The organism is Fischerella thermalis PCC 7521, from assembly GCF_000317225.1.
In the GTDB taxonomy this organism is placed as follows: domain Bacteria; phylum Cyanobacteriota; class Cyanobacteriia; order Cyanobacteriales; family Nostocaceae; genus Fischerella; species Fischerella thermalis.
The window spans coordinates 1-14,480 of sequence record NZ_AJLL01000098.1 but is presented as its reverse complement, the minus strand read 5'-3'; the positions used below and the strand labels follow the sequence as shown (position 1 = coordinate 14,480).

14 protein-coding genes and 1 pseudogene are annotated in these 14,480 nt (G+C 41.5%); 7 read left to right on the top strand and 8 right to left on the bottom strand.

All coding sequences use genetic code 11. From position 1 onward, the window contains the following. Nucleotides 1–8 precede the first annotated feature (8 nt). Entirely contained in the window at nucleotides 9–1,388 is a 1,380-nt protein-coding gene (locus tag UYK_RS0120630) for a glycerol acyltransferase (protein WP_009456414.1), read from the bottom strand. A 164-nt stretch (nucleotides 1,389–1,552) separates the two neighbouring features. On the opposite strand from UYK_RS0120630, the gene proS reads away from it, so the two are divergent. The 3 genes from proS to UYK_RS0120615 all read left to right on the top strand — a co-directional run bounded on the left by proS (nucleotide 1,553) and on the right by UYK_RS0120615 (nucleotide 4,965). Beyond that, entirely contained in the window at nucleotides 1,553–3,358 is a 1,806-nt protein-coding gene (gene proS / locus UYK_RS0120625) for a proline--tRNA ligase (protein ID WP_009456413.1), read from the top strand. A gap of 129 nt (nucleotides 3,359–3,487) precedes the next feature. After that, entirely contained in the window at nucleotides 3,488–4,288 is an 801-nt protein-coding gene (locus UYK_RS0120620; protein WP_009456412.1) for an LmeA family phospholipid-binding protein, read from the top strand. Nucleotides 4,289–4,356: 68 nt separating this feature from the next. Next, complete coding sequence (locus UYK_RS0120615) at nucleotides 4,357–4,965, top strand: GerMN domain-containing protein (protein WP_009456411.1); 609 nt, start codon at nucleotides 4,357–4,359, stop codon at nucleotides 4,963–4,965. A 134-nt stretch (nucleotides 4,966–5,099) separates the two neighbouring features. On the opposite strand, the gene UYK_RS0120610 is transcribed toward UYK_RS0120615, so the two are convergent. The 4 genes and pseudogenes from UYK_RS0120610 to UYK_RS0120590 all read right to left on the bottom strand — a co-directional run. Beyond that, nucleotides 5,100–5,444: an ArsR/SmtB family transcription factor gene (locus tag UYK_RS0120610; protein WP_009456410.1), complete on the bottom strand. Its 345-nt coding sequence runs from the start codon at nucleotides 5,442–5,444 to the stop codon at nucleotides 5,100–5,102. A gap of 69 nt (nucleotides 5,445–5,513) precedes the next feature. Continuing rightward, nucleotides 5,514–6,065 (bottom strand): acetyl-CoA carboxylase biotin carboxyl carrier protein, encoded by a 552-nt coding sequence (gene accB, locus UYK_RS0120605; RefSeq protein ID WP_009456409.1) that lies wholly within the window; start codon nucleotides 6,063–6,065, stop codon nucleotides 5,514–5,516. A gap of 441 nt (nucleotides 6,066–6,506) precedes the next feature. Beyond that, nucleotides 6,507–7,064: an elongation factor P gene (gene efp / locus UYK_RS0120600; protein ID WP_009456408.1), complete on the bottom strand. Its 558-nt coding sequence runs from the start codon at nucleotides 7,062–7,064 to the stop codon at nucleotides 6,507–6,509. 454 nt (nucleotides 7,065–7,518) lie between these two features. Then, nucleotides 7,519–7,893 (bottom strand): annotated as a pseudogene (locus UYK_RS0120590) (ion channel); the annotation flags it as partial. Nucleotides 7,894–7,991: 98 nt separating this feature from the next. Between UYK_RS0120590 and UYK_RS0120585 the strand changes: the two are divergent. Then, nucleotides 7,992–9,698, top strand: a complete 1,707-nt coding sequence (locus UYK_RS0120585; RefSeq protein WP_009456406.1) for a bifunctional ADP-dependent NAD(P)H-hydrate dehydratase/NAD(P)H-hydrate epimerase — start codon at nucleotides 7,992–7,994, stop codon at nucleotides 9,696–9,698. A gap of 259 nt (nucleotides 9,699–9,957) precedes the next feature. Here the strand turns inward: UYK_RS0120585 and radC are convergent, their stop codons facing one another. From radC to UYK_RS26355, 3 genes are all read right to left on the bottom strand, one after another. Further along, nucleotides 9,958–10,689 carry a RadC family protein gene (gene radC / locus UYK_RS0120580; protein WP_009456405.1) on the bottom strand — a complete coding sequence of 244 codons (732 nt, stop codon included), beginning with the start codon at nucleotides 10,687–10,689 and terminating at the stop codon, nucleotides 9,958–9,960. A gap of 238 nt (nucleotides 10,690–10,927) precedes the next feature. Further along, nucleotides 10,928–11,863: a phosphoribulokinase gene (locus UYK_RS0120575; protein WP_009456404.1), complete on the bottom strand. Its 936-nt coding sequence runs from the start codon at nucleotides 11,861–11,863 to the stop codon at nucleotides 10,928–10,930. A gap of 289 nt (nucleotides 11,864–12,152) precedes the next feature. After that, complete coding sequence (locus tag UYK_RS26355; RefSeq protein ID WP_157221843.1) at nucleotides 12,153–12,299, bottom strand: hypothetical protein; 147 nt, start codon at nucleotides 12,297–12,299, stop codon at nucleotides 12,153–12,155. A gap of 127 nt (nucleotides 12,300–12,426) precedes the next feature. Here UYK_RS26355 and UYK_RS0120570 point away from each other — a divergent pair, with 127 nt between their 5' ends. From UYK_RS0120570 to UYK_RS24440, 3 genes are all read left to right on the top strand, one after another. Continuing rightward, nucleotides 12,427–13,089 carry a class I SAM-dependent methyltransferase gene (locus UYK_RS0120570; protein WP_009456403.1) on the top strand — a complete coding sequence of 221 codons (663 nt, stop codon included), beginning with the start codon at nucleotides 12,427–12,429 and terminating at the stop codon, nucleotides 13,087–13,089. 335 nt (nucleotides 13,090–13,424) lie between these two features. Further along, on the top strand, nucleotides 13,425–14,015 hold the full coding sequence (locus UYK_RS0120565) for a chromophore lyase CpcT/CpeT (protein WP_009456402.1): 591 nt from the start codon (nucleotides 13,425–13,427) through the stop codon (nucleotides 14,013–14,015). 264 nt (nucleotides 14,016–14,279) lie between these two features. After that, a partial coding sequence (locus UYK_RS24440) for an NAD(P)-binding domain-containing protein (RefSeq protein ID WP_040469505.1) occupies nucleotides 14,280–14,480 on the top strand: 201 nt, incomplete at its 3' end.

Below are 14,480 nucleotides of genomic sequence, written 5' to 3'. Positions count from 1 at the left end.
AATCACCCTTATTTGACAATCAAATCCTCCATTGCGCGCTGTAAATCTTTGGTAAAATCTGCAACTGCTTGTCTCGCACCTTGACGACTTCCCTTATACACCAGATACCGTTCCGAAATTGATAACGGTTCACCCACAGTTATTTTCGCTTTCTGTTTACCCAAAAGCGGTCGCTGGAAAGGATTACCACCTCTAATTCGAGTTACTACATCCCAAATGAGTAATGTTGTTTCAGCAAAGCGTTCGGCGGTGGGTTTTTCGTGTACATAATTACCTGTGACAGCAACCAAACTTTCTACTAAACGCATGTGCCACATCCGCAAATTCGCTTCTTCGGCAATGCGATCGCCTAAATCTCTTTCTAAAGATGACAGTGATTTTACATCTTTATAATCTTCTCTAAAAATATAATTCCAACCTGCCTGTTCTACTCGGCGACAGCGATCATTAAAATTACCCTTTGGTTGTAAATCAAAATACTGTTCTGCTACTTGTAAAACTACATTTAAAAGTGCATTGAGACGAGCAGCAATAAATATATTTATTTCTTCAGATTTTGCTGGAATTTCTGGCAATTTTTGATGATAAAACCGTGTGTAAAAATCTTCCATTAAACTGAGCAAACGTTCTGCTAAGCTTAACAACCGGGGGTAAAGGGAACTAGGGAGATGGGGATGAGAGTAAGTCGAAGGTAAACCACTGTAAGTTTCTAATTTAGTTAATAAATTGGCGATCGCACCCCAAGGATCTGCAACATAACTATATTGAATTCCTATTGGTACAATGAGAACCTGTTCATCTCGTCCAGCTTTGTGCAAGTCTTCAGCACACCAAAAACCCATTTGGGCGATTCCGGGTTCGAGGGGATTAACAATCTCTGAAAGCCCATTGGTAGCACCTTCTGGTGCAGCAGCCATGGGAAAGCGCCCATTGGCAAACAAATCGCGTGCTGAACGCAAACCTGTCCAGTCAGCTTTACCCCGTTGAATAGGTGTTGCACCCAACTTAGAAGCAATCCAACCTACCTGGGAACCAGCCCATAGAGTAATACCGCGATCGTAGATAAAATGAGCATGGATTGGATGCTGTAGCGATATTCCCTCCTGTCGTGCTACCCTTGGCACGAGTTGGGAAAGCAAGTAGCCCAAACACAGTGGATCTGTAGCTTGAGGATGGCGAAATGCTATCAAAAAACGAATCTTTCCCTCTTGAAACTGACGGTAGAGATTTACCAAAACCTCTACGTTATCTGCTTCAATTTGGCTAATTGCTGTTTTCCAGCGTAAGTAGCTGGGTAAACCTAGCTGAATAACTCGTAAAACCAAGGGGTTAAATGCTGGCGGAATAAATTCTAGGGGCGGCTGTGCTTGATTAGTAACATCAGGCAAGGTAACTTCTCCAATGTGAATTATGAATTATGAAATTTTATTTTTTTTTACTCTTTTTTTCATTTTTTGTGGTTCAGATTAAATAATTCATAATTTGTCTTTCATCCTTTATACTTCAGACTTCACTTATTTAGAGATTAGCAACACTGAAAAAGGGATAAACGATGCGACTGTCACAAATGTTATTCGTTACACTGCGGGATGATCCAGCCGATGCTGAAATCCCCAGTCATAAATTACTACTGCGCGCAGGTTACATTCGTCGCATCGGTAGCGGTGTTTACGCATATTTGCCATTGATGTGGCGGGTACTGCAAAAAGTTTCTCAAATTGTGCGGGAAGAAATGAACGCCACAGGCGCCCAAGAATGTCTCTTACCGCAATTACAACCAGCAGAACTATGGCGTGAATCTGGCAGATGGGATACTTACACCAAAGCTGAGGGTATTATGTTCGCCCTCACTGATCGTCGCGAACAAGAATTAGCATTAGGACCGACTCACGAGGAAGTGATCACGATGATCGCTCGTGATATGATTCGCTCTTACCGACAGCTACCCCTGAACCTCTACCAAATTCAAACTAAATTCCGCGATGAAATTCGTCCCCGCTTTGGTTTGATGCGTGGACGGGAATTCATTATGAAGGATGCTTATTCCTTTAATGCGGATGAAGAAAGCCTGAAAAAAACTTACCAGGATATGTACCAAGCCTACAGCAATATGCTGCGGCGTTCTGGTTTGAGTTTTCGTGCTGTAGAAGCTGACTCTGGGGCGATTGGTGGTACTGGTTCCACAGAATTTATGGTTTTGGCAGAAGCTGGCGAAGATGAAGTCCTCTATACCGAAGATGGACAGTACGCCGCTAATGTGGAAAAAGCTGTTTCTCTACCTGCTGATGCGGAAAATTCCCCGTTTACAAGTTATGAAAAACGGGAAACTCCGGGAACTGAGACAATTGAAAAACTTTGTGATTTCCTCAAATGTTCTCCGACTCAAGTTGTGAAAAATGTTCTCTACCAGGCACTATACGATAACAACACAACGGTTTTGGTACTGGTGAGTATTCGGGGTGATCAGGAAGTTAACGAAGTCAAGTTACAAAATGAGTTGACAAAATTAGCTTCTGAATATGGTGGAAATGCGGTTTTGAAGTTAATAGTACCTGATGCAGATGCCCAGAAAAAATGGGCGGCGAAACCTTTACCTTTGGGTTATGTTGCGCCCGATATTGCCGATGATTATATTCAATCTACTAAAGATGTTGCACCGAAATTTTTGCGTTTGGCAGATAAAACCGTCGTTGATTTAAAGAACTTTGTCACTGGCGCCAATGAGTCTGGCTATCACGTAGTTGGTGCTAATTGGGACAAGCAATTTACACTACCAGAAAATATCGTAGATATACGCAAAGCCAGACCAGGCGATCGCGCCATACATAACCCCGAACAAACCTTAAAAAGTGCCCGGGGGATTGAAGTCGGGCATATTTTCCAGTTGGGTACAAAATACTCAATTGCAATGGGAGCAACTTATACCAATGAACAGGGAGAAGAAAAACCACTTGTGATGGGTTGTTACGGTGTAGGAGTGTCACGCTTGGCACAAGCGGCAGTAGAGCAATCTTACGATAAAGACGGGATTATTTGGCCTGTCGCGATCGCACCTTATCACGCCATTGTCACAATTCCCAACATCAACGACGCTCAACAAGTAGAAATCGCCGAACAACTTTACACAGAACTCAATCAAGCTGGAATTGAAACCCTCCTCGATGATCGCAACGAACGAGCAGGAGTAAAATTCAAGGATGCAGATTTGATTGGCATACCCTACAGAATTGTCACAGGAAGAGCGATCGCCAATGGCAAAGTCGAAGTAGTCGAAAGAAAAAGCCGCAATTCTCAGGAAATCCACATCACGGAAGTTGTATCTACTCTTAAAGGGTGGATCTCGCAAGCAGTAAGTTAGGAACTAGGGATAGGGGGGACAAAGAGGACAACGAGGACAACAAAGAAATTTTTCTCCCCATCACCCCACCTCCCTACCTCCCTACCTCCCCATTGCCCCATCACCCCCAATTCCCTTCAAAATAATAAAATGGAACTTCTGACAATCCTTATATCTAGCCTATTGGGTGTAGTTGCTCCTGTAGGAGTGGTAATTGATCAGACTGCTGAAAATACCATCCGTTCGCAGTTTTCAACAGTGGAACAACTACAAGTAAGAGTCGATAATGCTCCTAGTTATCAATTACTGCAAGGTAAGGTGGAAAGAGTGTTAATTGCAGGGCGTTCTTTGCAACTAAAACAACAAGATTTCCGCATCGCAGTTTTAGAATTGGAGACCGATGAAATAGAATTTGATCCAACTAGTTTGAGGCAAAACTTACCCAAATTAAAACAACCTTTACAGGCTGGAGTACGCTTAGTTGTAACAGAGCAAGATATCAATAAACTTTTACAATCACCACAATTTCTGAAGCAGCTGCAAGAATTGAATAAAGGGAATTTTTCTGCTCTTGAGTTTACCGAAGCCTCCAGTTTCGCTAACCCTAAGGTAGAATTTTTACCCAATAATCGCTTTAGTTTCCAGGTAGAGTTACAAAACGAGCAGGAGGTAATACCCCTTTTAATTAAAATCAATTCTGGGTTAAATATAGTTGGTGGCAGACAATTTCAACTAGTAGATCCAAAAGTATCATTAGATGGACAGGAGTTCCCAACAGAATTTCTCAATATGATTATTAGTAACATAAATCAACAATTAGATTTACGTAATTTGGAAGGTGACGGAGTCCAAATGCGAATTCTAAAATGGAAAATGAAACCAGGGAAATTAGAAATGGCAGCATTTGTAAGGTTAGAACCATCTTCTAAGTTTTTGGAAACTCGTCGTTAGTAAGTCTCGTCGTTAACCAAACTTCTCTTCATATAGATAGCATCAAGAGCTTAAGGAAGGTTTTGCATATGAGTCAACAACAAGGATCGAAACGGGTTTCTTCTGGTGTAATAGCAGCTATTTCAGCAGCAGTTGTGTTGGTAGGAGGGGGGGTAGGCTGGTTAACTTGGAATTCTCATCAGAACACCAATCCTACACCATCAGAACGCCTTGTACCAGGGAATCCACCCCAGGTAGGAAATGAACAAACTACCCAAATTTATTGGTTACAAGATACTGGCACAAATTTTAAATTGGTTCCTCAATCAGTTCAAGTGCAAGCAAATCGTAACCAACCCAACCAATTTTTAACAGCAGCATTCCAACGTTTATTAGAAGGACCTACAGAAGGAAGTAGTGGTTCGAGTACAATTCCTCAGGGAACAAAATTGCTGGGTGTAGATGTTCAAGGTGATACTGTTCGTGTCAATTTATCTGGAGAATTTACCAGCGGCGGCGGTAGCACTTCTATGCAAGGGCGTATTGGTCAAATTGTTTACACCGCCACTAGTTTAAATCCGAACGCCAAAGTGTATATTGATGTAGACGGCAAACAACTAGATGTGTTGGGTGGTGAAGGTTTGGAGTTGGAACAGCCACTGACACGTCAAAACTTTAAGGAAAATTTTCAACTTTAATCGTGTAGTCATTGGTCATTGGTCATTGGTCATCGGAAAAATACTAATAGTATGAACGTGCTTTATTCAGCTTTGTTTTGGGTAGAGCAAAGGAAAAATGACTAATGACAAAGGACAAATGACTAATGACTAAATTACTTAGTATTCAATACACGAAAACTCCGGGCTTGTTGTTCTAACCTACTGGCAAGGCGATCGCAAACTCGGTTACACAATTCAAAAATCATATCATCTTCCACCCGATAGTAGGCACAAGTTCCTTCGCTACGACGGCTAAGAATCCCCGCTTGCCACATCACCTTCAGGTGCTTTGATACATTTGCTTGTGACGTTTGGGTTGCCTCTACCAACTCTTGTACGCATTTTTCTTCATCCCGCAATAAATGCAGCAATCGCAGGCGCATTGGTTCACTCAACAGGCTGAAGTATTCAGCTACTTGTTGCACAACTTCTGGCGGTACAGGCAACGTTTGTTTCATCAGGATTGTCCGGGAAGAACTGAACTGAGAAATTTTACAACTTTAGACATCAGTTATATACATTAATACTTAATCTGGATTAATTCGCATCAAAGGCTGACCATATTCTACAGGTTCACCATTTTGAACCAGAATTTCAACCACTTGCCCGGATACTTCCGCTTCAATTTCATTCATGAGCTTCATGGCTTCAATAATACACACAGTTTGACCGCTACGGATGCGATCGCCCACTTCTACAAATGGTGGCTCACCTGGTGCAGGGGCACGATAAAATGTTCCCACCATTGGGGAAGTAACATCTGTAAATTTTTTTTGCTCAAGTGGTGAGGGAGTAGCTGATGATTTTACACCTGTACTCGTAGGAGTATCAACTGTACTGTTTGTAGTTGCATCTGTTGTTGGAGTAGATGCTACTGATGGCATTGCGCTCACAAGCGGTAATCCAGCACCAGTAGCAGCGCTTGGAGTTGCTACGGTTGCTGGTAAAACTCCAGCAGTAGCCGTAACAGCTTTACGTATTGTGATTTCAAAATCGTTGCTTTTGAGTGCTACTTCTACAATGTCTGTTTTAGCGATGGTTTCTAACAATTGACGAATTTCATTAAAGTCCAATGGCACAGCTTTGATTACCTCAATAATGCGTTAAAAAAGGCAGAGGGCAGAGGGCAGAAATTTCATAAATATCATTTTTTATTACCAATTACCCATTACCAATTACCCATTACCAATTACCAAGTTTTTCAGTGCGTTTTGGTGTACGCAGTTGATGACGAGTTTACTGGTAGATAGGCTTTTTGGTAAAGATAAATATTAACCCTCATTTGTCACTTTGGGAGAATCCAATCGCTCAAATAGTTACGGGGCTTTAGTTTCCACTTTTCGTCTATAAATTTTAGTTTCTGTTAGAAAATAAAGCCTCAAACCCGGATGAAACCAAAGTCTCAGAAGTTGGCTGAGATTATTGTTTTCCGAGAGTGACAGAACAGGGTTAAGCGAGGCAGGGATGGAAATCCCCGCTAGGGATAGAAATATAGATTTCCATCTTTGCTGAGTTATAATTTACTCCCTGCCCAGGTATGTGTCATTACGGGTGTCAATACGGATGCGTTCTCCTTGGCTAATAAATAGAGGAACCATCACAACTGCACCAGTTTCCAGTATTGCAGGTTTACTGCCACCAGTAGCTGTGTCACCTTTGACACCAGGGTCAGTTTGCACCACTTCTAATACTACAGAGTTAGGTAGTTCAACTTCTAGTACTTGTTCACCCCAACGGATGACGTTAGCTTCCATACCTTCTTTAAGATATTTAACGCGATCGCCAATTTGGGCTGCACTTAATCTACCTTCTTCATAGGTTTCCATATCCATAAAAACGTATTCATCACCGTCTTTATAGGTATGCTGCATCGTGCTTTTTTCCAGAGTCGCTTGTGGTACAGTTTCCCCGGCGCGGAATGTCCTTTCTACCACGTTTCCACTCTGGACATTTTTTAATTTTGTTCGCACAAAAGCGGAACCTTTTCCGGGCTTAACGTGGAGGAATTCCACAACTCGCCATACAGATCCATCTAAAACAATTGAGACACCAGGTCGAAAGTCGTTACTGGAGATCATGAAGCTTTCAAAGTTTGGAAGACAATCGGCATTTATTGTACCCCTCAAAGGGAGAAATTAGTCATTAAGTCATAAAAGAAGGGTGAAGGATGAAGGGTAGGAATTTTCACTTAGTGATTCAGAAGGTGTGATCGCTCGATATTGTGTTGGTGGTGTGCGATCGTATATCCTCAAGTGAGCATAGCTCCTTTTTACTATGGTTTATAATCCCAAACAGTAGCGAACCCCAGCTTCCACTTTCAGCATCTTAGCCTCAGAAATCTTTATTTGCTTTTTGTTTTGTGTGAGTTAGGTTTTTGTAAATATTTTAGTGACAAAACTATCACCACTCAGCTACTGCGGCTGAAAAACACAGCAGCCGCAATAATTAAACCCAAAAGTGCTAAAGGAACCCAAAGATTGGGAAGATCATTAAAACTCATAAAAAAAATCAAAAATTAAATTACAACTATTTGCGCATCAAGTAAACCCGTAACTGCGCTTCCAAAATCTGGTTGCGGCGCTTGTTTGCGGCGCGAAACATGAGAGTAGGTACATCATTGTGAGGCGCAATTACTGCTACCCGGCTAAAAATGACACGGGCTGTAGGTCGAGAGAAACGGGCAAATGCTAAACCAGTCAGTACCGCAATTCCCACCAAACCCATCATTGCTTCAATAGTGACAACAACATTAGCATAGGTTGTTTTAGGAAACATTGCCCCGTAGCCAATAGAAGCCAGAGTTTGCACACTAAAGAAAAAGGCATCGAGAAAAGACCCAGGTCTAGCGTTAGCAATACAATCTTCCCCTGCCAGGTAAGCTAAGGCAAACAAGGCATTAGTAGTTAATCCATTCCCCTTTTTTGATGATACAAATACATCCATAGGGGCGTACGACTGTGGACCTGTACAGTGGTTAATGGTTATAAGAAGACTGGCTATCAACCATGAACAACCAACACCCAACACCCAACAACCAACGAAGAATTGAAATTTCGCAAGTTGTAGTGACAGCACAACAGATGCGTGAGGTTGAAGCGCGTATCTTTGCAGCAGGTATACCTGTGGCGGCTTTGATGGAAAAGGTAGCAGGACTAATTGCCCGTCGGATTTTGGATATGTACCTCAACCCCGGGCAAGAAGACAATAGATGGGGAGGTGGGGAACTCGGAACCCCCACGACCGACAGAGAGTGGGGATTAGGGGCAATGGGGAGGTGGGGAGATCAGCCCCGTTTCTACTCCCGACCTCGTGTGGGAATTCTTGTCGGTCCCGGTCATAATGGTGGGGATGCTTTGGTTGTTGCCCGTGAATTGTACTTTCGCGGTTATGCTGTCTTTATATACAGTCCTTTTGCCAAACTCAAAGAATTAACTTCACAACATTTGCAGTATGCTCAGAGTTTGGGTATTCCCTGTTATCAATCAATTGAGGACTTGCCGGAGTGTGATTTGTTGGTTGATGGGCTGTTTGGATTTGGGTTAGAAAGAGAACTCCAAGATCCTATTGCTAGTGCTATTAATCAGTTAAATCACAAGTCTGTGCCTATTATTAGTATCGACATGCCGTCTGGCTTGCATACAGATACTGGCAAAGTTTTAGGAACTGCTATCCGTGCTAGCCACACTTTTTGTCTGGGTTTGTGGAAATTGGGTTTATTACAAGACCAGGCTTTAGAATATGTGGGCAAGGCAGAGTTAATTGATTTTGATATTCCTTTGGCGGATGTGGAAGCAGTGCTGGGAGAAACACCCAGAATTAAACGTGTCACAAAAAATAGTGTGTTTTCAACTCTGCCTCTACCGCGTCCTGCTGTCACCCATAAGTACAAAGAAGGACATCTATTATTAATTTGCGGTTCGCGTCGCTATGCTGGAGGTGCGATTTTAACTGGATTGGGAGCAAGGGCAAGTGGAGTTGGTATGCTGTCGATCGCTGTGCCAGAATCTCTCAAACCTATCTTGGTTAGCCATTTGCCAGAAGCACTGATTGTCGGATGTCCAGAGACACAAACAGGTGCGATCGCTCAATTACAATTACCAGAAAACACAGACTTAAATTCCTTTGATGCGATCGCCTGTGGCCCCGGTTTAACCAAAGATGCTAGCCCAATTGTTCAACAGGTGTTAGAAAGCACAATCCCTCTAGTGCTTGATGCTGATGGTTTAAATATTCTGGCTAATCCCCCCCTTAGTAAGGGGGGGATGAAAGGGGGAATACGACAAGCATTAACAGTACTTACACCCCATACAGGCGAATTCCAACGCTTATTTCCTGATTTACCAGATGCCAAACACAATAGAATCGAAGCAGTACGAGAAGCAGCAGCCCAAAGTGGGGCAGTAGTATTGTTGAAAGGAGCAAGAACAGTGATCGCCAATTCCGAAGGTGCAGTATGGATTGTTCCCGAAAGTACTCCTGCTTTGGCGCGGGGTGGTAGTGGTGACGTATTAACTGGATTAATGGGTGGATTAATTGCTCAGGCTGTTACCCATCAAATAGCCGCCGAAGATATGGTAGCAGCTGCTGCTTGGTGGCACGCTCAAGCTGGAATTTTAGCAGCCCAAGAACGCACAGAATTAGGGGTTGATGCATTTACGTTGACTCAGTATTTGAATTTAGTTCTCAACCACACTGATTTTGATAGCCTGTGAGATCCCAGACTTTTTAAAAAGTCGGGGATCTGGCCCCTCGCAAAGAGTCAGAACTAATATCGCCTAGGCTGGTAATTGGTAATAGGTAATTGGTGAGACTACTTGCCGTCTTGGCTTATGCCGAGATGGCAAAGTAGCGAACCCGAAGGGTAATATCGTAAGCAATTAGCCGAACTTGATATAATGACATATACCACTTGTTCTCTCTCCGCAAACGGGTAAGATTTAGGATAGGGCAAAAGATATTTGTGCAAAAAGTCTAATCTCCTTGGGGACACTCTTCCCACAAAGTTGTAATTTCCCGCAAACTCTGATGATTGCCATTACCTAAAATTAAATGATCAAGCAGGGGAATACCTAAAAACGCAGCTCCTGCTAGTAACTGGCGAGTGAGTTCGATATCTTCGCTACTGGGTTCGATGTTACCAGAAGGGTGGTTATGGGCAACAATTAACCGTGTTGCACCTTGACGAATCACTTCTCGAAAAATCTCACGGGGAGGTGCGAGGGTTTCGGTTGCAGTTCCTATAGTAATGACTTGCGTTCCCAGTAAGCGATTTTTCACATCTAGTAACAGAACTGCAAAGCGTTCTTGGTTTTGCCACATCAAATCTTGACTGAGAGCAGCCGCCGCTGCTGCTGGGCTATCTATAACTGTACGATCCGCAGGGCGCGATTGAAAGGCGCGTTTGCCCAATTCAATGGCTGCTAAAATTGTTGTTGCTTTGGCTGGGCCAATACCGGGTATTTGCATGAGTTCAGCAGCGCTAATTTCTCGTAGAACTGCTAAAGGTTCGCGATCGCATTTACTCAATTCATGTAATATGTATTGTCCCAAACCCACCGCAGAAAGTTTTCCCGGGCCTTGACCAGTGCCAAGCAAAATTGCTATTAATTCTGCTGTGGATAGAACTTTTGCACCATGAGCCAATAAGCGCTCCCGTGGACGCTCAGTCTCTGGCATATCAGCAATTCTTAGGCAATAGGTCATAGCTCAAGAGAATAAAAACAAAGGAGGACATATACTCTAGTTATCCCCCGTAAGCTCTCAAAATCTATGCCTTTTTGATAAAATATTCAATATTTTGGTGTTTAAAATTGGTTGTTCGATGTTTGTTGTTTAGCACAAGCCATCTAGATTTTAGATTTTGGATTGACCCTAGAGATAAATCTGGAGGCTTGTACTCTGTTGAGAATGATTGATCAACAACCACCAACCACCAACCAACTTATTGATAAATCTGTGTTGCTTTTAATATGTGGTAGGTAGTGAGAAGTTGAGTGATAGCTAGGGGGTAACTCTGGATTGTTTCGCCGGTAGTACCAGCAACTTTGCCGATCTCTGGGTTAACTTCGCGATTACATACATTCTTTAAATAAGGCATATCAGAACAAATCAAATGTTCGAGTTTGTTGACTTGTTCTAGAGTTGCATGACCGTCTACTTCTAGCACATCCACTGGTTTACCCATGTCGCGGTCTAGTCCCAAACGGATGGCAGACATAGTATTATCACAAAAATCAAGAATTTTGGTAAAGTCTGGATGAGGAATTGTTGGACGTAGTACCAAACGCACGTTTAAATGTCCATTGGTGTTATTAATATCATCGCTAGGTGGATAAAAACTCACTACTATATCTGACCATTGCCGTTGCGGGCGGATAAACTGTTCTGAGTCGGGTTCTCGCTTCTCTAGTTCTGCCAAAACTTGTTCTTCTGTGTAACCACGCTTTTGGGTATCTCGCTTGACTTTCCAACTGGTGCGGATTGATTCAGGGGGTGCAAGGTAAACTTTTACATCATAGCAATCGCGAGCAGCACGGGTAGAATAGCCGAGTAATCCTTCTACAATTACAAATTTGTTGGGTTTAACATACACTGGAGCTTCAAAAGTACCAGTTGTATGGCTGTAAACTGGCTTGAGAATAGGTTGCCCAGTCCGTAACAGCGATAGATGCTGCTGCATGATATCGAGATGGTTGCAGTCGGGATGGAGAGCCGTAATACCAATTTCTGCACGTTGCTTGCGATCGTACTTATGGTAATCATCTGTACAGATGATTGTGACATTTTCTGGGCCGAGTACCTGAGCAATTCCTCTTGTCAGCGTAGTTTTGCCAGCAGCACTATCACCAACAATACCAAGAATAATTGGACGGCTCATGATTTCTTCCCCCTGAAGATAGCTGTTACAATGAAATGCAATTTTTAATTGTATTCCAGTTTACTAATTCTAGAAATGAATTAAAGATAACTCAAGGTCTCGAACAGATGTTCTGATCAAAGTGAGTCAAGAAATATTGACTTCATTACTTGTAATCAAGCTTACTTACCCTTTAAAACGATTTGTATATATTTTTGTCAATAAGTTATGACAAATGGCCCAGAACTAGTTTCCACCTGCATTGGTATTACTCAACATATAAATCTAAAAACTCTGTGTTTCTTATTTATCAGTTAAATTTAGTAACGAGGGTTCGGGCGATTGCAACTAGCGATCGCACAGCAAAAGCAAGGCGGTGGTAGAACAGGCGCTTTCCGGCGAGAAACAACCACAAGGTGATGATGTTAACTCTTTTGTTAATGATGTACGAAAGCATCCTTGTTTAATAAATTAAATTAACTTTGTTAATAAACTCTTAATATCTAGTTATTAATCACATAGTAGTATTTTTAGTATCTAATGTTCATAAATATCACTGTTGTTGAGCCAGTGAGTGTATGGTCATGGTATTAATTATACAAGTAAAAAATTTTGTTAAAACAATCCTGCCAAAACCTGTAGTTGATAGAATTCAGAGTTTTCTTGCCCAGATTGCAAGTAGTCGGCTCCGGGGATTTAATTTACATCTCAATACCCCTGATCGCTATGTACTAGAAGATATTATTATCCCATATTTGCTTGAACGCAATGAATTTTATAAGATTCTCTTTGTTGGTTGTGATTGGTTCACTAAACCTTACAATAACTACTTTAAAAATAAAGAATACTGGACTATAGAAATTGATGAAAAGAGAAAAAAATATGGTTCCAAAAGGCACATTGTTGATTCGCTTTTGAACCTCAGCCATCATTTTACTAATGATTATTTAGATGTGATAATTTATAACGGAGTTTTTGGATGGGGCATCAACAGCAGGGAAGATACTGAAACTTCTTTTCAGCAATGCTTTCAATCTCTGCGACCAGGAGGAATTTTAGTGTTCGGATGGAATGATATTCCTGAAGCAAAGCCTTTTCCTGTAATTGAAGAATGTCAAACCTTACAACAATTTGAACCTTATTTTTTCAGTCCTTTATCTACTGTACAATACTCAGTACCTGATCAATCCAATGATCAGAAGTTTGGGCATGTGTTTAACTTTTATATGAAGCCTTTGTCTGATTAAATATCAAAATTTGTATAAATAGAGCTAAATATCGAGTTCTTGCGACAGGTTGGCACGACTTGAAAAATTTTTATCAGTGTCTGATGACAAAAGCACCAGAAGTTAGGACATGAGCCAGGATCATAGCAGAAAAAATGCTGTCGTACAGGTTGTGCTGCGATCGCATCTACACTGAGTCAATGATAAATGCGTTAGTAGTTCATATACAATTGCTCACATAGGTAAGTGCGATCGCGCTCCTAAGCACTAAGCAATTGACTTCAATTTGTATTGACATCCTCACAAGTTTTACAATACTCGCAGATAATTTTTAAACGATTGGTGTATTTTTTGTAATGACTAGCTCCACAGATATTGCTACCTTAGCCCGCCTGATGGCAGCAGACTTTAGCAATCAAGAACAAGCTTTTGAAAACCCACCTTTTTATGCTCATATCCGTGTGTGTATGCGTCCCCTCCCCTTAGAATTGCTATCAGGGGTAAGTTTTTTTGTTGAGCAAGCTTATGACTACATGCTCAATGATCCCTATCGTATGCGGGTATTGAAGTTACTAACGACACAGAAGCACATCATTATCGAAAACTACACTGTTAAAGAAGAACAAAGATTCTACGGTGCATCTCGTAACATCGAACGTCTGAAAACGCTAAATGCTGATGATTTGGAAAAATTACCAGGCTGCAACATGATTGTAGAGTGGACTGGTAACAGCTTCAAAGGTAAGGTAGAGCCAGGAAAAGCGTGTATCGTCTTTCGTAAAGGTCACAAAACCTACCTTGATAGTGAGTTTGAGATTAACGAAGAAAAATTTATTAGCCTGGATCGGGGACGTGATCCAGAAACAGATGAACATATTTGGGGATCTGTCGCTGGACCATTTCATTTTGTTCGTTGGCAGAGTTTTGCAGATGAAGTGAAAGTGTAAAGTAACCACCACCAACCGCCAAGCGGTATGGTGGGTAATTTAAGAAATTACATAATTATGACGATCGCAGTGTCGATACAGAAAAGTTAAGCAAATAAGGAAGAAAATGACTTAACTTATAAACTTAACTAATGAATAGGGCAGGTAGAAAGGAGATTTAAGTAGGTTGGTAAGGACTCAAAATCCCTAACTAATCTGTATCGACTATTGAAATCCCAAATTTTATAAAGATAAAAGTAAAGATTTTCAATCAAAGTTGATTTTATGAACGCTGAACTAGACGTTATCATTATTGGGGCTGGTTTTTGCGGTATTACTATAGCTGCAAGTTTAAAAAATTTTGGGATTAATAATTTTATTGTGATAGAGAAGGGAGAAACTGTCGCAACTATCTGGAAAAATGCCTACGAACGATTAGTTACTCAAAATCCTTATTTTACTCTACCTTTCTTTGAGGGCAAGAGA